General features: G+C 67.6%; 14 protein-coding genes. 10 read left to right on the forward strand and 4 right to left on the reverse strand.

The annotated features are described in order from the left end of the window. Positions 1-64 precede the first annotated feature (64 nt). Positions 65-2,362 carry a polysaccharide lyase 8 family protein gene (locus ACVBD7_RS18495; RefSeq protein ID WP_458094712.1) on the forward strand — a complete coding sequence of 766 codons (2,298 nt, stop codon included), beginning with the start codon at positions 65-67 and terminating at the stop codon, positions 2,360-2,362. 8 nt (positions 2,363-2,370) lie between these two features. On the opposite strand, the gene ACVBD7_RS18500 is transcribed toward ACVBD7_RS18495, so the two are convergent. Then, complete coding sequence (locus tag ACVBD7_RS18500; protein WP_458094713.1) at positions 2,371-2,766, reverse strand: DUF6165 family protein; 396 nt, start codon at positions 2,764-2,766, stop codon at positions 2,371-2,373. A gap of 239 nt (positions 2,767-3,005) precedes the next feature. Here ACVBD7_RS18500 and ACVBD7_RS18505 point away from each other — a divergent pair, with 239 nt between their 5' ends. From ACVBD7_RS18505 to ACVBD7_RS18545, 9 genes are all read left to right on the forward strand, one after another. Beyond that, positions 3,006-4,196, forward strand: coding sequence for a tetratricopeptide repeat protein (locus ACVBD7_RS18505; RefSeq protein ID WP_458094714.1), 1,191 nt, complete (start codon positions 3,006-3,008; stop codon positions 4,194-4,196). Next, the gene (locus ACVBD7_RS18510) at positions 4,193-6,547 is read left to right on the forward strand and encodes a glycosyltransferase family 9 protein (RefSeq protein ID WP_458094715.1); all 2,355 of its coding nucleotides are present in this window, start codon (positions 4,193-4,195) and stop codon (positions 6,545-6,547) included. The genes ACVBD7_RS18505 and ACVBD7_RS18510 overlap by 4 nt, the downstream gene beginning before the upstream one ends. A 374-nt stretch (positions 6,548-6,921) precedes the next feature. Beyond that, a complete protein-coding gene (locus tag ACVBD7_RS18515) occupies positions 6,922-8,649 on the forward strand; it encodes a hypothetical protein (RefSeq protein WP_458094716.1) in 1,728 nt (575 codons plus the stop codon). A gap of 492 nt (positions 8,650-9,141) precedes the next feature. Continuing rightward, positions 9,142-10,197, forward strand: coding sequence for a hypothetical protein (locus ACVBD7_RS18520; protein ID WP_458094717.1), 1,056 nt, complete (start codon positions 9,142-9,144; stop codon positions 10,195-10,197). Between the two features lie 230 nt (positions 10,198-10,427). After that, positions 10,428-11,546, forward strand: a complete 1,119-nt coding sequence (locus ACVBD7_RS18525; RefSeq protein WP_458094718.1) for an OmpA family protein — start codon at positions 10,428-10,430, stop codon at positions 11,544-11,546. 161 nt (positions 11,547-11,707) lie between these two features. Next, positions 11,708-12,694 (forward strand): TRAP transporter substrate-binding protein DctP, encoded by a 987-nt coding sequence (gene dctP / locus ACVBD7_RS18530; protein ID WP_458094719.1) that lies wholly within the window; start codon positions 11,708-11,710, stop codon positions 12,692-12,694. 47 nt (positions 12,695-12,741) lie between these two features. Further along, entirely contained in the window at positions 12,742-13,737 is a 996-nt protein-coding gene (locus tag ACVBD7_RS18535; RefSeq protein WP_458094720.1) for a glutathione S-transferase family protein, read from the forward strand. Between the two features lie 314 nt (positions 13,738-14,051). After that, positions 14,052-14,579: a TetR/AcrR family transcriptional regulator gene (locus ACVBD7_RS18540; RefSeq protein WP_458094721.1), complete on the forward strand. Its 528-nt coding sequence runs from the start codon at positions 14,052-14,054 to the stop codon at positions 14,577-14,579. Between the two features lie 48 nt (positions 14,580-14,627). Then, positions 14,628-14,969: an NIPSNAP family protein gene (locus ACVBD7_RS18545; RefSeq protein WP_458094722.1), complete on the forward strand. Its 342-nt coding sequence runs from the start codon at positions 14,628-14,630 to the stop codon at positions 14,967-14,969. Positions 14,970-15,050: 81 nt separating this feature from the next. On the opposite strand, the gene ACVBD7_RS18550 is transcribed toward ACVBD7_RS18545, so the two are convergent. From ACVBD7_RS18550 to ACVBD7_RS18560, 3 genes are all read right to left on the reverse strand, one after another. Then, a complete protein-coding gene (locus tag ACVBD7_RS18550; RefSeq protein ID WP_458094723.1) occupies positions 15,051-16,772 on the reverse strand; it encodes an SDR family oxidoreductase in 1,722 nt (573 codons plus the stop codon). Positions 16,773-16,994: 222 nt separating this feature from the next. Further along, positions 16,995-17,729, reverse strand: coding sequence for an endonuclease/exonuclease/phosphatase family protein (locus ACVBD7_RS18555; protein ID WP_458094724.1), 735 nt, complete (start codon positions 17,727-17,729; stop codon positions 16,995-16,997). A 6-nt stretch (positions 17,730-17,735) separates the two neighbouring features. Beyond that, on the reverse strand, positions 17,736-19,922 hold the full coding sequence (locus ACVBD7_RS18560) for a VTT domain-containing protein (RefSeq protein WP_458094725.1): 2,187 nt from the start codon (positions 19,920-19,922) through the stop codon (positions 17,736-17,738). Positions 19,923-19,931: the final 9 nt, after the last annotated feature.

Here is a 19,931-nt window from a genome sequence, read left to right on the forward strand (position 1 = left end):
CGGGCGGAACGCCGCCCGGAATGGGCGGCCCCCCTGGCTCGGTTCCTAACACCCTGAGGGTGTGATGATCGCCCGTCTCCGGCCGGAGCCGGTGCCTGACGATCCTCGGTTTCCGCTGCTTCGCGATCGCTTCGTCGCCATGATCCTCGGCCGGGAGCCCGCCCCGACGCATCCGGCGATCGACGGGCTGGTTGCAGGGCTGGACGCCCATGTCAGCGCGATCGTTGGAGATACCCGGGACAGTCCAGCGGAAGAGCCCGCGGCTATCGCTCAGACGGCCCAGCGCCTCCGCCTGCTGGCCATCGCGCTGCGCTGGCCGCGCTCGCGCTTCTTCGGCCAGGATCAGTTGCTGGCCCGAGCCGAGGAGACGATGCGCTCCCTGCTGGACGGTCCCTACGCAGCCGGCCGGGAGAAGACCGGCAACTGGTGGCACTGGGAGATCGGCATTCCCCTTCACCTGCTGGATGCCGCCCTCCTCCTGGGTGAAGATCTGGAGAAGGACCTCTCCGCGCGTCTCGTCGCGGCCTGCCGCCACTTCGCTCCCGATCCTCGCATCCTGAACGGCCACGCCGTCTCCACGGCCGCCAATCGGGTCTGGTGCTGCGCGGTCGCTGTTCGCTGCGCCATCCTGGCGAGCGACGCCGGCCATCTCCGCCGTGCCCGCCTCGCCCTGTACCCGGCCCTTCGCTATGTCACCACCGGAGACGGCCTCTATCGCGACGGATCCTTCATCCAGCATCGCAGCTTCGCCTACAGCGGCGGCTATGGCATCGACTACCTGAGGCACTCGGCCGAGATCATTCACCTGCTCGATGAAGGCTCCTGGCGTATTCCTGAAGGCGCCTGGTCCAGCCTTCGCCGCGCCCTCACCTCAGGCTTCGCGCCCCTGGTGCACGGTTCCGGCATCATGGACATGGTGCGCGGACGGGAAGCTTCCCGCCCCCTTGTCACAGCCACTGTCGCCGGGCGCGGCCTGATCGCCACCGCGCTGTGGCTTGCCCAAGCCGCACCACCGGCCCAGGCCCGCCTCCTCCGCGCGTTCGCCTGTCGGTGGATCACGGATGGTGGCGTCGAGAACGTCATCCGCCACGATCCATCCCGCCTTGCCCACCAGATCACCCCGGGCACCGCAGCGCTCGCCGTCTCTGCGATGCGGGGGAGGCCTACGGCCCATCCCGTGAGTCAGCACGTTCAGTACCCTTGCATGGATCGCGTTGTGCACCGCGGGCCCGGCTTCTCGTTCGGCCTCGCGATGCACTCCATGCGCACTGCCAATTTTGAATCCATCAATGGCGAGAACTTGCGCGGCTGGTTCTCCGCCTATGGTCAGACCCACCTTTACGGCCCTCCGACCGAACCGGCGGAAGAGAACCTCGCCCCAACCATCGATGCGCACCGGCTGCCGGGCACCACCGTCAGCACCTGGGCGGACGGCACGGGGCCGAAGGCTGCCCGCCGCGGCTCCTCCTGGGTCGGCGGTGCCGCGCTCGAGGATGTCGGCTTCGCCGCCATGCATCTCTATGCCGAGGACGGCCGCCTCGCCGCCCGGAAGAGCTGGCTGATGGTCGGGAGCGAGATCCTTGCCCTTGGCTCCTCCATCAAGGGCCGCATGGGAAGTACTGTGGAGACGATCATCGCGAACCAGATCGTCCGCCCGGACATCTCCTGCGTGATCGGCCAGGCCGATGGCCGCATTGCTCGGATCGAAGCCGGCCCGGCCATGCTCCACGAAGGCGTCGATTGGATCCATCTGGCGGGAACGGGAGGCTATTTCCTCCCAGGCGCCCCTGCCCTGCACGTGTTACGCGAGCGGCGCACAGGAAGCTGGCGGAACGAGACCCGCGACCCCGCGGCCCCGGACACACAGCTTGAGCGCGAGTACTGCACTGCCTGGATCGATCATGGCGCGGATCCCGACGACGCGTCCTACGCCTACATTCTCCTGCCCGGGGCATCTGCCGAGCGGACCGCTAACCGGGCCCGCGCTGACGACGGATTCCGGATCCTGGAAGCCAGCGGACAGGCGCATGTGGCCGAGCACGCCGTCGCGCAGGTGACGGCCGCCGCGATCTGGCGCGTTCCCGCCTGGCGCTCCACCACCACCGCTGGCCCGTTTTCGGCCAGCGCACCTTGCGCGGTCATCATGCGCCGAAGCACCGGCATGCTCCGGCTTGGTGTCTGCGACCCCACCCACAAACTCGCTGCGCCCCTGGCACTCACGGTCAGGGCCACTGCTGGGGCCGTTCTGTCTTGCGACAAGCGGATGGCCGCAAGTCTGACGCAGGATACGATCGAGCTGACCGTCGACCTCCGTCAAACCCTTGGCAGCACGCTGATGGCCAGCTTCCGCCTGAGGGGCTGACGGCGGCGTCAGGCCGTGTGGTAGGACTTTTCCTCGACGAGGCGAGACCCGAACAGAAGGTTCAGCCGCTTCTTCAGCGCCGCACGTTCATCGTTGTTGATGTACACAGCCCGCGCAAGCCGAATGAATTCCGTTCCGAAATTCTGGTCCTGCTCCAGCGACCGAAGCTCATCCTCAATCCACCAGAGTGTCCGGTTTGTTACTCTCAGGCGATCGATCAGCGCATCCGTTCCGTCCGGCGCCGCCGCGCTCAGCTGCAGGAACACGGGCCGCAGCGCCTGCAGTTCCGCACGTATGTTCCGCTGCTTGACCGGATCTGAGATCTGCTGCTGCTTGATCTCGAGGATTGTGATCTTGTCGACCAGTTCGCCCACGGAGATGGCGACCATCACCTCGCGTTCCAATCGATCCTCCTGATCAACGTGGCGGCAGAACCGGCACCGTGCCCGCTACCGGACCGTGCCTACCTGCTGAAAGACAAGATGAGACAACCGCCCGTCATCGTCAATCAATCAATGCAACCCAACGTTGTGGAATGGAACGGCATCCCATAGCGTCGCGGGCTGTCGCCTTATAATAATGGCCCTCTTGAGATCTCTTTCCTTGCTACGGCGGCGCCCTCGCCGCCCTGGAGTTGCCTTCCATGGATGTGGAGCACGTCACTGGCCCCCAGCATCCCGACCAGGTACGTTTTCTGTTCTCGCGCGAAGCGGTCGAGCGGGGGCACAGCGTAGACTATCTCGCCGGCGGAACCGTCCTCCTGCACCTGAAGGTTCGCCTCCAGCCGCCGGAACTGGTGATCAATGATTGTCCGGCCGGTGTGTGGGGCAAGGAGACCCGCCTTGGCCTTGGCGCGCCGGAAGTTCCACGGGATCTCGCCGTGGATCTTACCTTCCGGGAGGCCGGGGTCATCATTCGCACTGCCGCGGCTGCCGCCACCTTTGACCGTTGCGGCGACATCCGCGGCGCCCCGGAAGCCGTCCATCCACGGACCATCGAGCGGCAGCACGCCCCCAACCCGGTCAGCGCCCGCATGGCGGAGGAACCGGCAACAAACCCTCCTCCTGCTGCACCAGCCGGAACTTCTTCTGCCCCCTCCCTCACGGAGGCTCTTCGCGCGGCGGCGGCCGGCCGCGATTGGACCACCGTCCTCGCCCTTGCCGCGGAGGGGTCCGAGGAGGCCCTGGCCGAGCCGGCCGCTGCCATCGCGATCGCGCGCGCCCTGATCGAGACCGGCAGCCCCGCAAAGGCCGAACTGGTCCTTCGCCGCCTCCTTATCGTGTCAGCCGAGACAGAGGAGTCGGACTACCTGCTCGGCGTTGCGCTTCAGCGACAGGGCCGTAACGACGAGGCGCGCCCCCTGCTGCTCCGCTGCCTGGAGCGGCGCCCGCGCGAGGCGCGCTACCTCTTTGAGACTGGCCGCTGCACCGCAAAGTGCTGCAACGGCAGCTTCGGCGCCTCCCGCCCGCAGCCCGAGTTGATCGACGATGCGATCCAACTCCTGACCCGTGCGGCCGCCGTCATGCGCAGGGACGGCCGCCCGCACCGGGAGATTGCCGCCCTCCTCCAGCAGAAGGGCCTGTTCGTGGAGGCACTTGACGCGCTCGACGAGGCCCGACGTCGCTCGCCTGGCCTCGTGGCCCTCGCGCTTGAACGCGCCCGGCTGCTCGTCCGCCTCGACCGCATCGAGGAGGCACTGGTCGAAGCGCGTGATGCCCTGGCCACCGATCCCGAAAGCGATTCCGCCGGTTTCACCGTCCGCGTGCTCGAGCGGTGGCAGGACGCCCGCCGCCTGGGCCCACTTTCCTTTGGCGAATGGCCGAGGCCGCATTGAGCGCTAACGATGTGGGAAGCGTCGCCCCTCCTCTCGCCGACCTTCCTGACTGGATCGCCGATCCCGCCCACCCGGTCCGGCCTGACGTCGCAGCCGCAGCCATCCGCACCGCACCGGACCGCGCCGGTGCCATTGCGCTGATCGAGGGAGGGCGCAAACGCGGCGTCATCCTCTGGCGGCGGGACTACCTTCGCCAACTTGCCGAGTACAACCTCGCCGACCCCAAAGACCCGGCGGGGATCCTCGCTCGCGCGGCCGAGTTCCCCAATCTGCACCACTACCTTCACGCCCCGCATGGCCCCCCGGTCGCTCGCATCGGTGAGGCCGAGGCCCATGGCGGGACGGTGCTCCTGATCTCTGCCTTCGGCTTCGAGAAATTTGGTGGGGCGGAGCGGTTCCTGGAGCAGATGGCCGGGCTTTACCGGGATCTCGGCTACGAGCCGGTGGTGGTTGGCCTTCTGTCCCGCCGCGCCGGCGAAGTCGCCACCATCGACGGGCTGCGCTACGTATTCCTGCAGCCAACCCCCGCTGCCCTCTTCCGCTTTGCCGTTGCGGAGCGGGCCCGCATCGCTCATGTCGTCTCGGGGCTCGGTCACGAGGTCGCTGCGACGTTACGATACCTTCAAACCCGCATCATTTTCGGCGTCCATTTCTGGCGCGAGATCTTCGAGCCCCCCACCTCCCATCCCGGCTACTACCCGGACTGCCCGGAGGGCTACGCCACCCGCCGGAACATGCCGCTTCTCCTGACGGATGCTGATGCGGTCTACGCAAATTCCGCGTTCACGCGCGAGATCTTGGAGACCCGCTTCGGCGCCCGCGTCGGCGTGATTCCGTCCCTCCCCGACGATCGCGCCTCGCCCTTGCCTTCATCTACGGGCCGGGAGGTCGCGCTGCTCGCGAACAGCCGGTTCGACAAGGGCTTTGACATGCTGCTGCGGGTCGCGCCCAAAGTGCCGGAGGTCCATTTCGTCGCCCTTGCCAGCCAGTCGGGGCGTGAGGTCGCCCAGGCCCTGCTTGACGCATCCGGCGTCGTCAACGTCACGATCCTTGGCCGACAGGACGAGATGGACGCGCTTTACGCCACGGCGCGCGTCGTCCTTGCCCCGAGCTACCGGTTTGTCGAAACCTTCTCCCGCGTCGTTCTCGAGGCGCAACGCCACGGCATTCCCGTCATCGGCTCCGACCGCGGCAACATTCCTCTTCTCCTGCACGAGAGCGGCGTCAGCCTTCCCGAGGACGAGGACCTCTGGGCCGAGGAGGTGCGACGCCTCTTCACCGATCCCGGCTACTGGGACGCGCGCTCGGCAGCATCCCTGGAAAACGCCGCCCGCCATCCCTTCGCCAATCAGCCGGCGCGGCTATCGGGGTTGCTTTCGGGGCTTTTCACGCCCGTGCTCGTGGGCGTCGGCTCAGGCCTTGGGAACATCATTCACACCACTCCGATGCTCCGTCGCCTCTCGGAGCATCTCGGCCAGCGCATCGACGTCGTGGTCGCCGGAGATTCTCGAAGCGCCACGGCCATCCCAGCCGACCCCCGCTACATCCGGCACGTCTTCGCCCTCAACGACGTTCCAGTACGCCGCGCCTATGACACGGTCTTTCTCACCAACAGCTTCGGCGCCCTGCAGCCGCCATTTCGTGCCTCGCGCGTGGTCCACTCCCGCGACTGGGACAGCTTCCACGCCGGTCACCACCTGCATGAGACCGAATTCAACCTGGCGGCGCTGCGCGAGCTCCTGGGCGTCCCCTACGCACCGGAAGATGTCGCGCGCTATTTCATTGCTGGCATCAAGCAGCGCCCCGGTTCGGCTGGCCTTGTTGGGTTTCATGCTGGCTCGAAATCAGGGAAGTGGGCCGCAAAGCGCTGGCCCTACTTTGCCGAACTTGCCGGTCGCCTCCAGCTGGCCGGGCTGAAAGTCGCGTCCTTCGGCAGCGAGGATGAGCACGTCGAAGGCACGATCAACCGCACGGGCGGCTCGATCGAGCAGATGGCGCGGGCAATGCAGGATTGCGGCGCTTTCGTCAGCAATGATAGCGGCTTGATGAACGTCGCGAACGCCCTCGATATTCCTCTCGTCGCACTGTTCGGCCCTACTGAGGTTCGCACGCGCGGCCCACTCGGCCCACGCAGCATCTGCCTTGCCCTGTCAGGCGATTGTGCGCCCTGCGAACTCCTGGGCACGGCAGGGCCATTCTACCGGCAGGCCTGCAGTTGCATCGCTGCGATCCCGGTCTCCGAGGTTGAGAGCGCGGTGTTGGAGCGCGTCAGCGACGTGGCTTCGGTCAGAGCTGAGCGGCAGAGGTGGATCGCTCTGCCCAAATTGGGTCCGACAATCAGCAACGGCTGAATGCGGGGCAGGAGCGCTGCGGCGCTCACTTCAGCTTTGCTCCACCCATGAGATTTGTCCGCTACAGGGCACCAACGCACCTTCTTTATCCAATCTGACGAGATGATTGTCTGACAATTATACAGAGTAATGCATCTCGCACTGCAACCACAAGTTGTTTGGAAATCCAACTATAAGGCCGAAATACAATTCATGGTTGCAATCGAAAGATTACTAAACCACTAATGGTGTGGTGACGCGTGAGCAGGGACTGTTGAACTCAAAAAGACACACGCGGTCTCACCAAAGGGGGCACTGCCCCACGGCGGTGCAACTCACTCTTGCGGGTGAGACCCACCCGTAGGTTTGGACAACCAACTCATGAGGAAAATCCAATGAGCGGCTCCCTTGTTAATCTGACCGTTGGCGAGAACGGCTCCTTCGGGAACGAAGTGCTTGGTATCCGGTCGCTCGTACCGCTCCGGGTGGACGTCGTCAGTGGCGGCGCGACGCAGGGTGACGACACCTACACAGGCGACAGCGTTCTGGAGGCCAAGGTCACCCTGGGTTTGAACCCGCAGGTTTCCCTCGGCATTCTCCAGGCGGCGCAGGACAACGTCGCGAGCGGCCTTGGCGGCAACGACACCATGTCCGGCCTCGCGGGGAATGACACCCTCAACGGCGACGCCGGCGACGACACGCTGGACGGCGGCATCGGCAATGACAGGCTGAATGGCGGCACGGGCGCCGACACCCTGCTCGGTGATGCGGGCGATGACGTGCTCGTGGGTGGCGCGGGCCGGGACACGCTGACCGGCGGTGACGGCAACGACCGCTTCGTCTTCACCAGCGCCACGGATTCCCAGGCTGCCTTCGCGGGTCGCGACACCATCACCGACTGGGCCGAGGGCGACAGCATCGATCTCAGCGGCCTCGATGGCGATCCCACTCTCGCGGGCATCCAGGGCTTCATCTTCCGCGGCATCACCGCGACGCCCGAGAAGGCCGGGGCCGGCGAGGTGTTCGTCCATCAGTTCCAGGGCAACACCTATATCGACATCGGCCTCGATGGCGACGGCAACCGCGACATGGTGATCAAGCTCACCGGGCTCCACACGCTCGACGGGAGCGACTTCTCTGGCATTGCGACGAGCCAGACCCTGACCGGCACGCCCGGCAACGACACGCTGACCGGCTCGTCGGCCGACGACCAGCTCAGCGGGTTCGCTGGCAATGACCGGCTGAGTGGCGGCAGCGGCAACGACACGCTGACCGGCGGCACCGGCCGTGACGTGATGACCGGCGGCGCCGGCAACGACGTCTTCGCCTTCACCAGCGCCACGGACTCCCTGCCCACCGCTGCCGGGCGCGACGTGATCACGGACTGGAGCGATGGCGACACCATCGACCTCAGTGCCATCGACACCGACCCCAGCATCGCGGGCATCCAGGGCTTCGTGTTCCGCGGTACCAGCACCACGCCGGACAAGGCGATGGCCGGCGAGATCTTCATCAACCAGTTCGAAGGCAACACCTTCATCAACATCGGCGTCGATGGTGATGGCACGCGTGACATCATGATCCAGCTGAACGGGCTGCACGCCCTCGACGCTGCCGACTTCGTCGGTGCGACCGTGGACACGACGCCGACGGGCACGCCGGGGAACGACACGCTGACCGGCTCGGCGGGTGATGACGTGATCAGCGGTCTTGCCGGCAACGACCGGCTGAACGGCGGCACCGGCAACGACACGCTGATCGGCGGCACGGGCCGTGACACGCTGACCGGTGGTGCCGGCAGCGACATCTTCGCCTTCACCAGCGGCGCGGATTCCCTGACCACCACCGCCGGGCGCGACGTCATCACGGACTGGAGCGATGACGACTTCATCGACCTCAGTGCCATCGACACCGATCCCGACGCCGACGGGATCCAGGGCTTCGTGTTCCGCGGCATCAGCACCGCGCCCGAGAAGGCCGGGGCCGGCGAGGTGTTCGTCCATCAGTTCCAGGGCAACACCTATATCGACATCGGCCTCGATGGCGACGGCAACCGCGACATGATGATCCAGCTGAACGGCCTTCACACCGTCCAGGCCAGCGACTTCATCGGCGTGGCCTGAACCTCGCCCTAAGCGCCGCCCGGAACGGCCCCCTGCGCCTCGCGCAGGGGGCCGTTCTCATGACTGGTTGTTCAGAGCCGGGGGGCGGTGGTTAGCGGGCCTCCCGAGCAGACCGCTGCTGACATCTTTCACGACTGACTGGCTGATTACGTGAAGGGAACCACTTCACGAAAGACGAGGGAGAATGATTTACCGCCGGCAATAATCCCCGGGGGCACAGGAGGACCAAGCCCCATTTCCTTGGCCAGGAAACCAGATCTGCCAGAGGAAGGGCACGCAGGACGCGGTGTGTCGCCGCCATACCGCCTGGATCACGGTGCGCGCAGTTGCCCGCCGTAGCTACGGTGCCCTTGGGGTGGTAGCAGGCCAGCGCCCTTCCAACTCAGGCTTGCCATCTTCCACGTCGCCTCTCACCTTTGTACATGAGGCCGTGGATGCCAAAGGGCGACAGTTCCTGGAGTTCCGGGTGAGAACGACGGAGACCTGGGCTAAATGCTTCTGACGCTGGTCGATGCAGAGCTCTATGGTCCGCGCCTTCGCCTCACCCTGATGGCCGAAGAACGGGCGCGCGGCGTGGATCTCGCGCTGCCGTCGACTGTGGCCTGGGTTGTCTGGAACCGCCCGACCGACCCCGTCGCGCCCTTCGCCCTCTCTGCCAGGGCGATGAAGCCGTACCGGGAAGACTCTTTCCGTATCATCATCCCCCTGCCACCGGCGTCCCATGCCCTGCATGGGCTCTCCCTCGTTTCCGCCAGCCCCGACATCCTGCTCGCCTTTGCCAATGGCCTGGATCGCCGCCTGGCCAACATCTTCCCGTGCGATGACGACGCCTATGTGGAGATGTTCCAGAGCAACACTCGCCGCTGGGGCAATGTCCGCACCCGCTTCTTTCTCGCTGAGCAAATCTCCCGCTTCTTCACTGGCGCCCCGGAACACAGCATCGGGGCCGCGCTCATCATGGCCTACAAGGCTGTTGAGGTCGGCAATACCAGGGACATGTTGCGCGCTCTCAAGGTGAACAGTTCCGCGTTCGAACTGCTTGCCACGCTAGGGCCCAGCTCGCATCCGCGCTGCAACCCCGAGCACCTGGAGATCTCCCTTCTCACCACGCGTTGGCACCTTCAGGCGGCACTGGGTGATCTGCACGGAACCCGGCTAACGCTCCAACAGCTGCTGGCACGTACGCGCGTTCGAGCCAGCTACTGGACACTCGCCTATTCCGCCAGCAAGTCGCTCCTGCTTGCGGGCTGGCTCGAGTGGCGCCTCGGCGAGGTCGAGCAGGCAAGGGCGTGCTGGGAACGCTGCGTTGCCCTGTTCAGACTGGCCGCCGCGGAGGCGGATCCACGCAGATCCGTCCTCTTTGCCGAATTGTCCCACAGTTTGGCCGCTGCTCAGGCCGCGGGACGGTGCCTTGCCGCGCTGACAATGCCCACGCAGCACGTCATGCCGTCCCTTGGTGATATCATCGGCTTAGCAACCCGCGTGCGCCTTGCTGCGCGCGAACGCATTCAGCAGGCGTTGGAAATGGGCGTCTCGGCTTTCGAGTAACTTGGGTATCTTCGGTTAGCACGCTCCCAAGGTGCTCTGTTCGGGTGTGACATAAGGAAGGTTGTACGAACCTACGACTCTACTCGCTGTGGCTGTACTGCCACAGCAGCTCTGAATACGGTCATCCCTGCGCAACCGTGACAACCAGCTTGGTAGTCCCGCATTTGGTTCCTGAACTATCTCATAAAGGCGCGCTAAGCGCGTCCCGTGCAACGAAGGACAGGAAATCGATGTCGCTCCGCAAAGCCCTTCTGGGCGCCACCATTCTCGCGCTGCCGGCCACGGCCATAGCACAGACGCCGTTCCAGCCGGTGACCGGCCTCTACATCGCGGGCGGCGCCGGTGCGAACTGGCTGATGGACTCCGAACTCGACCAGGGCAGCGCCGCGGCGCGTGCCGGCCTCGGCCGCGGCGGTGAACTGCGCTTCGACACCGGCTTCGTTGGCCTGGCCAGCATCGGCTGGGGCTTCGGCAACGGCTTCCGCGCCGAGGTCGAGGGTAACTTCCGCCGCAACAACGTCGACGGTGCGTCCGCCTTCGGCGGGCTGAGCCGTCCGCTGAACACTGGCGGCCACGTGCTCAACTACGGCGTGATGGGCAACGTCTTCTACGACTTCGTCATCCCCGGCTTCCCCGTGCAGCCCTATCTCGGCGCGGGCGCCGGTTATGTCTGGACCAACTACCAGGGCGTTCGCGTCCAGGGTGCGGGCGCTGGCGCCACCCGGCTGGACCTGTTCGGGACGGACGGCAACTTCGCCTATCAGGGCATTGCGGGCGCAGCCCTGCCGATCGCCGCCGTGCCCGGCCTGAGCCTGACGGCCGAGTACCGTTTCCTCGGCACGACCGAGCCGCGGATCGCCTCCCGCTTCACCCCGGCCGGCGGCGTCGCCTCCGCCACCCGCACCGAGGTCGAGAACTACAACCACTCCGTGATGCTCGGCGTTCGCTACGCCTTCGGCCAGCCGCGCCCGGCGCCCGTCGCCGCCTACGCTCCGGCGCCTGCCGCTCAGCCGGCCCCGGCCCGCACCTACCTGGTGTTCTTCGACTTCGATCGCGCTGACCTGACGGACCGCGCCCGCCAGATCATCGCCGAGGCCGCCCAGGCGGTGAACTCCACCGGCACGACGCGCATCGAAGTGGCTGGCCATGCCGACCGCTCGGGCACGCCGCAGTACAACCAGCGCCTGTCGCAGCGCCGCGCCGAGGCGGTTGCCGCCGAGCTCGCCCGCCGCGGCATCTCGCGCGGCCAAATGTCGATCCAGGCCTTCGGCGAGAGCCGTCCGCTGGTCCCGACCGCCGATGGCGTGCGTGAGCCGCAGAACCGCCGCGTCGAGATCGTCCTGCGCTAAGCAGCACGACCTCCCGCAAGGGAACTGGAAGGGGCGGGGCCGAAAGGTCCCGCCTTTTTCATGTCGTGCGCCCCGGAGCAGTCCGACGGACGGGAACATTGCCCTGATCCTGCTGCGGACAGGATACTCCCTTCATCCTGTTCCTCGGAGTCACCTGAACGATGCTGCCGCGCCGCGCCCTGCTCGCCCTTCTGCCCGCTCCGTTCCTCGCCTTTCCGGCCCGGGCGCAGACCGGGGCGCAGCCGACCTGGCGCATTGTTACCGAGTACCCCGCCACCGCCATGCCCGGCGAAGGCATCGCCCATTTTGCCCAGGCCGCCACGCGCCTTGCGGCCGGCGCGCTCACCGTCACCGCCGCCTTTGACGCACCGGACGGCATTCGCTCCGCCGCCATGATCCGCGCCGCCTCCGAGGGTCGCGTGCAGGCCGCGGACGCCTTCACGGGTGCGCTGGCCGCGGAAGGCGCCATCTTCCAGCTCTCCGCCCTGCCCTTCCTCACCGCCTCGGGCGAGGACACCGCCCGGCTGCTGCGCGCTGCTCGACCAGCCTATGCCGCGGCCTTGGAAGCCCGCGGCCTGACGCTGCTCTACGCCACTCCCTGGCCTGCCACCGGTCTCTGGTCCCGCCACCCCGTCACAGGTGCGCATACCCTGCGCGGCCTCAAGATCCGCACCTATGACGCCGCCAGCACCGCGGTGATGCAGGCCGCCGGCGCCGCCCCCGCGCAGATCTCCTTTGCCGATGCCATGCCCCGCCTTCGCTCCGGCGAGATGGACGCCGTCCTCTCCTCCGGCGATGGCGGCGCCGGCGCGCGGCTATGGGAGATCCTGCCCCACTTCACCGTGCTGGATTACGCCTCCCCGCTCAGTCTCGCCTTCTGCAACACCGCTGCCCTGCGCGCCCTGCCCGCCCCGGCGCAGGATGCCATCGCCCAGGCCGGTCGCGACACCGAAGCGTGCCAGTTCCAGGCCATCGTCACCCGCCTGGCCGAGAACGAGGCGCGAATGCGCGCCAACGGCGTCACCGTTGCCAGCGACGCGCCCCTGCGCGCGGCGCTGACCGCCGCCGCCAGCCCCGTGGTGGAGGCCTGGGTTGCCCGCGCCGGCGCTGAAGGCCAGTCAATCCTCGCCACCTATCGCGCGGGCTGACCGAAGCGCCGCGCCCGGCGTTCCACCGGCAGCACAGGAGAAACACGATGGGACTGCTCGTGGACGGGCGCTGGCAGGACCAGTGGTACGACACCAAGGCCAGCGGCGGACGCTTCATCCGCAAGGACAGCGCCTACCGCAACTGGATCACGCCGGATGGCGCCCCCGGCCCCTCGGGCGAAGGCGGCTTCGTGGCCGAGCCCGGCCGCTACCACCTCTACGTGTCCCTGGCCTGCCCCTGGGCCCATCGCGCGCTCATCATGCGCGCGCGGAAGGGCCTGCAAGACGCCATCACCCTCTCCGTCGTGCACTGGCATATGGGCAAGGACGGATGGACCTTCGCCGAGGGTCCGGGCGTCATCCCCGATGACGTGAACCACGCGGACTTCCTGCACCAGGTCTACACCGCCGCTGACCCGCAATATTCCGGCCGCGTCACCGTGCCCGTGCTGTGGGACAAGCGGCGCGGCACCATCGTGAACAACGAATCCGCCGAACTCATCCGCATGCTCGACCACGCCTTCGACGGCGTCGGTGCCACGCCCAACGACCACCTGCCCGAAGAGCTTCGCGCCGAGATCGACGCCCTCAACGCCACTGTCTACGACACGGTGAACAACGGCGTGTACAAGGCGGGCTTCGCCACCACGCAGCAGGCTTACGAGGACGCGGTGCGCCCGCTCTTCGAGACGCTGGATACGCTGGATGCACGCCTCTCGACGCAGCGATACCTGCTGGGCGAACGCCTGACCGAAGCCGATATCCGCCTCTTCACCACCCTGGTGCGCTTCGACCTCGTCTATCACGGGCACTTCAAGTGCAACCTGCGCCGCATCGCCGACTACCCGGCGCTGTTCCCCTATCTACGCGACCTCTACCAGACACCGGGCTTCGGTGAGACCTGTGACTTCGCGCATATGAAGCGCCACTATTACGAGAGCCATCCCAACATCAATCCAACAGGGGTCGTGCCCCTCGGCCCGATTCAGGACCTGTCCGCCCCACATGGGCGCGACAACCTCAGGCAGGGTTCTCGACCCTAGCTCCCTTCCAGCAGGTGCCAGAAGCACCGATGAGCTTCTGTCTCTTCACCCCTTGCTGAGCGAGGATGGACAGACCGTTCATTGCTTGAATTTGAGCAAGCTCCGTGCCAATCGCTCCGCACCCCAGTTTTGCATCCCCAGACCCGCCCGGCACGGATCTGGGAAATACATGATCACTCGCCGGCACTGCCCTTCCGGGGCGGCGTCCTGCGAAGGACAGGAGCAGTCCCATCACACCGAAGGCCGCGCCCGACACGACGCTTTCGACTCAGGGCGCCTCGCCGCAGGAGCGCATCGTCACCGCCGCGCGGGAGATGTTCTGCCGCGACGGCATCCACGCCACCGGCGTGGACCGCATCCTCTCCGCGGCCGGCGCCTCGAAGATGACCCTCTACGCCCGCTTCGGCTCCAAGGAGGCCCTCGTCCGCACCGCGCTGCGCGAGGAGGGTCAGGTCTGGCGCGAAGATTTTGCTGCACGGATCAACACCCTCGCCGACACGCCGGAGGGCCGCCTGCGCGCCATCATCCCCGCCTTGGCCGAGTGGTTCCACAGCGGCCGCTTCTACGGCTGCGCCTTCATCAACGCGGTGGCCGAGCACACCAAGGGCGAGCCCTGGCTGCAGGAACTCGCAGCCGAGCACCACGTTGCCTGCCGCGCTTTCCTCGGCGGCTTGGCGCAGGATGCCGGCTTCGCCGCACCCGAAGAGCTCGCCGGGCAGCTGCTCATCCTCATCGACGGGGCTTCCGCCGGGCTGATGTGCAGCGGCGATGAGGTGGTGCTGCGAAATGCCGCCCGCACCCTGGACGCGCTGCTCACTGTCGGGGAACGTGCGGCGGCCTGACCGCGGGCCTGATCCCGGCCAGGCCCAATCAGTGATGGGACGAACACGATGATCGTGGACCTGCGGATCTATACCTGCCAACCGAACCGCATGGCCGAGTTCGTGAAGCTGTACGAGACCATGGCCTGGCCGCTGCAGAAGAAGTATCTCGGCCGCTGCCTTGGCTGGTACACGACGCTGGAAGGCCCGCTGAACCGCGTCGTCCATCTCTGGGGCTATGACAGCCAGGCGGACCGCGAGCAGCGCCGCACCGCCATCGCGCAGGATCCGGGCTTTCAGGCCTATCTGGCGAAGGTGGCGGAACTCGGCGTGCTGCAGGAGATGGAGAACCGGATCGTCGCCCCGACGGCCTTCTTCAAGACCTACATGGACGAGCAGGCGCAGAAATAGAAAAGCCCGGGAAGAAGGAATTCTCCCGGGACCTCATCTCACAGCACGGGGCGCACCAGTGGGCTGGTGCGCCCCTTCCTGTTACAGGCGCGACTTCAGGAAAGCGTTGATACGGTCCAGCAGCCCGTCGCCCTCGCGCACGGCATGGCGACCACGCTTCTCAACCTCCTTGCGCGCCTGGCCGAACAGGCTCCAGCCGCGGTCGCGCGTGTCCTCATAGGCATCACGGCCCTCCGAGCGCGCCCGCTTGAAGAGGCTCCACCCCTCGTCGCGCGCATCCTCCGCGGCAGCAGCGCCACGCCGGCGCGCCTTGTCGTACAGGTCCTCGCCCCGGTCGCGGGCGCGACCGAACAGGCTCCAGCCGGTATCGCGCGCATCCTCATACGCGTCACGGCTGTCGGAACGGGCCCGCTTGAACAGGCTCCAGCCACGATCGGACGCGTCGTCGTAAAGGTCCTCGCCGCGATCGCGCGCGTTCTTGTAGGCGCCGCGCCCGCGATCCCGCGCACCGTCGTAAAGATCGGTCCCGCGCTCGCGCACATCGTCATACGCGGAAGCGGCATAGCGGCTCGCCCGGTCGGCGAAACGCTCGGCGCCCTTGCGAGCGCGCCTGAGATGCGGCCGCGCCTCGCGCTCGGCCTTCTCGGCATAGTCCAGTGCGCGATGCGCAATGCGGCTTGCCTCATGCCCGAGCGTGCCGATGCCGTGCCCGGCATCCCGCGCCACCGAGTTCCCGATCCGCCAGGCGCGATCGGCCAACCGGTCCTGCACCGGCTTCGGGCGGCGCATCGTGTACATGCCGAACGCGGCACCCGCGATCAGCGCCGCGGCGCCGATCATCAGCCCGGCCGGGCCGAGCGGGTTCATCTGCGCTTCCAGCAGGAAGCTGGTCTTGCGCGGGGGCGGGCCGGAGAGGGACGAGGTCTCCGCCAGGTCCTCCCTCGGCTCATAGAGGTTGTCCCGCCGCTCAGCGCGGCCGGGCTGGTCGGAGGCCTGACTCGGCCGGGCGATCTTGCTCATGATCAGGTCCATCAATCTCGGGGCAAACCGGCCCATGGCCGATACCATCCAACCCCCGCCACCCACGACGAGGTCACGCACCGGCGTCTCGCACGCGTAGAGGATCGCGCGCGCCGCCACCCGCGGGTGGTAGGCCGGCGGCGGATTCCGCACGCCCGGTGTGCCCATCAGGTTGCGGGAGTGTTCCATATAGGGCGTGTCGATCGGGCCCGGCTTCACCAGCGTCAGGCTGATCGGGTATCCTTCAGCGTCGAACTCCGTGCGGAACGCCTCCGTCACCCCCTTCACCGCGAACTTCGCCGCCGAGTACGGGCCCTGCAGCGCCATGGCACGGTCGGACAGAACGCTGCCCGTGGTCACAATCGCGCCGCCCTTGCCCTTCAGGTGCCGCGCGGCCACCAGGGTGCCGTGCACCACGCCCCAGTAGTTCACGTCGAACAGCCGCCGCTGATCCTCCAGCGGCACGTCCTCCATCTCACCGTAGATCGCGACGCCGGCGTTGTTGCACCAGGAATCGAAGCCGCCGAAATGCAGGATGGCGGCTTCGCTCACCTTCTCCACCTGCGCCATGTCGGCCACATCGGCCACGACAGGCTCGATGCGCCCGCCCTGCCCGCGGATCTCGTCGGCCAGTGCGTTCAGCGCCTCCTCGTTGCGCGCCACGACCACCAGCGCCGCACCGCGCTCGGCCGCCATTCGAACGGTTGCCAGACCGATGCCGGAGGTCGCGCCAGTGATGACGATGACCTGCTCCGAGAGGGGCTTTAGTTGAAGTGAGGGCATGTCGGGGTCCCAGGCATTGCGGGGTCTCAACGGCGGAACCCTGCCAGGGTTACGCGCCCGACTCAGCGGCCGTCGCAACGCCTGGCCGTTGTTTTGCTCCGCAGCACGCGGTGCGCCCATGATCTCAGGGAGGCGTTGCCTCTCGGTGCCCTCGACCGGGGAGCATGAGGCGCCCCGGGAACCCGCCAGCTGTGTTTCAACGCTCCGTTGGGGCGGGAGGAGTTACGCGACGGCCAGCCGCGTCACCCGCCCCTCGCCTTCCGGCGTCAGGCATACTTCCACGATCATCGGCAAATGGTCGGAAGCCAGGCGCGCCGCCTTGTCCGTCCAGCTCCGCAACAGGGACGCGCGCGGCCGCGCATAGATCCGGTCCAGCGCGAAGAGCGGCCGCCCCACGGGAAAGGTCCGCCCGCGCGTACGGGACGGAAGCACCCCCAGAAAGGCCCGGTCCACCGGGCCATGCGGTTCCCAGTCATTGAAGTCGCCCATCGCGAGCAGCGGGTCCGCGGTAGCACGCGCCAGCGCCGCCAGCTTCGCCGCCTGCGTCCGCCGCTCCCGCCAACCCAGGCCCAGATGCGCGGCCAGCAGCCGCAACGGCCCTGCAGGCGTCTGCACGCGCGCGGCGATCGCCTTGCGCGGCTCCCGCCCGGGCACGGAAAGGTCGTGCAGCACGCCCTCCTCCAGCGGCCAGCGGCTGATCAGCATGTGGCCGTAGCACCCATCGGTCGCGCTCAGCGTCGGCGCCTCCACGGCATGCCCGCCCAGCGCGTCGCGCAGCGTGGTGAAGGGCAGGCTGCCCGGCCGGCTGCGCCCCTCCACCTCCTGGATGGCCACGACGTCCGGGTCGTGCCGGCGGATCAGGTCGATCGCGCGCTGCAGGTCGTGCCGCCCGGACGGGCACACGCCGCCATGGATGTTCCAGGTCATCGCCCGGAACAGGAAACCGCTCGTCGGCAAGTCCGGCTACTCCCGGCGAAGGCGCCGGAACAGTGTCTGCAGCCCCCAGGTGACCGCCGCCCAGGCGCCGAGCACGAGAACGAGCATCCCGATGTTTCGCGGCGTCGGATGCTCGAGGATGCGGGACAGCCCCTCTCCCACCAGCGACAGCAGTGCGATCCCCGGCAGCAGCCCGAGCGCGGTCCCCACCATATAATCGAGGAAGCGGATCCGCATCGCGCCGGCAACGAGATTGACCAGCGTGAAGGGCGCCACCGGCAGCAACCGAATGGTGGTGACGGCCAGGATGCCGTTGCGGTTCACCGTCTGGCTCACGCGATTGATCCGCGGCCCCAGCGCCCGGCGCAGCAGGTTCGGCCCGAGCTTCCGCCCCAGCCCATAGGTGGCGGCCGCCGAAACCATCGCCCCCACCGCCGCATAGGCCAGCCCCGGCCAGGTGCCAAAGGCCGCCGCCGTGCCGAGGATGAGGACGTTCACGGGGAAGGCCACGAAGCCCAGCAGCAGGAACAGCCCCACCGACACTGCCGGCCCCCAGGACCCGCCGGCGGTCAGCGCGTTCCGCATCGCCTCCGGCGTCATGTAGCCGGCGATCGGCGTCACCTTCCACAGCAGGATCAGCAGCGCCACCGGCACCAGCATCAGCGCCGCGCGCGCCAGCAGCGGCCAGGGCTTGCCCGAGGGCGGGGCGATATCGGGATTGCCGAGATAGTCCGAGAGGAACTCGCCGGATTCGATCGGCCGGCGCGGATCGGCGGCGCGCTCAATGCCCGGCAGCAGACTGCGCGCGGGCTGGTCGCCGTCCTCCACGTCGCGCAGGCTCTTGCCATTCGCGGACAGCCCGGAAACGGCCTGCAAGATCGACCCCGTCGCGCGGATGCGGGCCGAAACCAGCCCGGGCGAGGCCCCCGTATGCTCGGCGATCAGCCGGTCCCGCACGGCTTCCACCGCCGCACCCTGTCCACCATCCCGCGCCTCCACCATCAGGTCGCACTCCGTATCCGTGCCCATGGAGCGGTTGCACAGATTGGAGGAAGCGACGCGCAGGAAGCGGTCGTCCACGACCATCACCTTCGCATGCACCATCACCTCGGATTCTGTCTCCCCATTGGTCACATGCGGAAAAACCAGCCGCACGCGCTCACCAAGCCCGGCGCGGCGGATGGCGCGCATGAAGCGGATGCGCCCGGCGAGCATCGTGCGGTGCTCCAGCCAGGTGTGATGCGTCTTGGGCGCGACGATCAGCGCCTCCAGCGCCGGCCGCTCCTTCATCCGCCGGATCAGCGCGCGCGCCAGCCGCCCGCAGGTGAGGAACTGGTTTTCCACATAGATGATGCGCTCCGCCGCCCCGATCATGTCGAGATACAGCGCCTCCACCTCCCGCACCTCCGCCTCGCCATTCCATTTCGGCATGGTCCGGGCGATGCCGATGGTGGCGTCGCGCAGGTCCGGCTCCACATGCGCGGGCCAGAGGTCATGGTCGCTTCCGGGCGGCGCGACCACCGGCAGGCATTCCGCGCAGGCCCGGTTCCAGCGCGCCTGCACCAGCTCCTCCAGCGCGGCAGCCGCCTCTCCATCCACCATCATCTGCACGTCGTGAAAGGGCTTGTAGGCCTTGCCCGCCGGGTCCAGCCGCGCGGGGTCGGCGGGGTCGTGCGCGTTGCGGTCCCAGCGGCGGATCGTCAGGTCCAGCCCGCCCGAGAAGGCCAGCTTCCCATCCACCACGACCACCTTCTGGTGATGCGAGGCGCCGAAGGGCGTGCGGTCATCGAGGCACAGCTCAACCGCCTCGGGCACGTTCCAGCGCAGGTGCAGCGCCGGCAACATCTCCCGCTCCAGCGCGTAGAGGACCGAGTAATCCCAGAGCAGCAGCTTCACCGAAAGCTCCGGCCGCCGCTCCACCAGCGCGGTCAGGAAGGCGCCCAGCTCCTCCGGCAGCCCGTCATCCGGCGCCATCTCGCCCACCAGCCGGGCACGGCTGTCGATATCCCAGCCGACGATGTGGATGCTGTGCCGGGCGTTCCGCATCGCGGCCCGCACTGCCCCGAAATAGGCTGCGCCATCCGACAGCACCGCGGCCCGCGGCGCCCGCGCCACCTTCCAGGCGTTGCGGCCGGCCTCAAGAAGGGAGGCAGGCGGGATAGTGCGCGGCGGCGCCGGACGGGCCCGCGCGCGGGTGGGAGCTTCGGTCAGCATTCCCCCGCT

The sequence above is a fragment of the Roseomonas sp. WA12 genome, assembly GCF_054165765.1.

Bases quoted from the DNA above. Each gene is read 5' to 3' on its own strand.
- ACVBD7_RS18535 (WP_458094720.1), top strand. From the start codon at position 12,742: ATGGGACTGCTCGTGGACGGGCGCTGGCAGGACCAGTGGTACGACACC.
- ACVBD7_RS18550 (WP_458094723.1), bottom strand. From the start codon at position 16,772: ATGCCCTCACTTCAACTAAAGCCCCTCTCGGAGCAGGTCATCGTCATC.
- ACVBD7_RS18495 (WP_458094712.1), top strand. From the start codon at position 65: ATGATCGCCCGTCTCCGGCCGGAGCCGGTGCCTGACGATCCTCGGTTT.
- ACVBD7_RS18525 (WP_458094718.1), top strand. From the start codon at position 10,428: ATGTCGCTCCGCAAAGCCCTTCTGGGCGCCACCATTCTCGCGCTGCCG.
- ACVBD7_RS18560 (WP_458094725.1), bottom strand. From the start codon at position 19,922: ATGCTGACCGAAGCTCCCACCCGCGCGCGGGCCCGTCCGGCGCCGCCG.
- ACVBD7_RS18545 (WP_458094722.1), top strand. From the start codon at position 14,628: ATGATCGTGGACCTGCGGATCTATACCTGCCAACCGAACCGCATGGCC.
- ACVBD7_RS18540 (WP_458094721.1), top strand. From the start codon at position 14,052: ATGTTCTGCCGCGACGGCATCCACGCCACCGGCGTGGACCGCATCCTC.
- ACVBD7_RS18520 (WP_458094717.1), top strand. From the start codon at position 9,142: ATGCTTCTGACGCTGGTCGATGCAGAGCTCTATGGTCCGCGCCTTCGC.
- dctP (WP_458094719.1), top strand. From the start codon at position 11,708: ATGCTGCCGCGCCGCGCCCTGCTCGCCCTTCTGCCCGCTCCGTTCCTC.
- ACVBD7_RS18505 (WP_458094714.1), top strand. From the start codon at position 3,006: ATGGATGTGGAGCACGTCACTGGCCCCCAGCATCCCGACCAGGTACGT.
- ACVBD7_RS18515 (WP_458094716.1), top strand. From the start codon at position 6,922: ATGAGCGGCTCCCTTGTTAATCTGACCGTTGGCGAGAACGGCTCCTTC.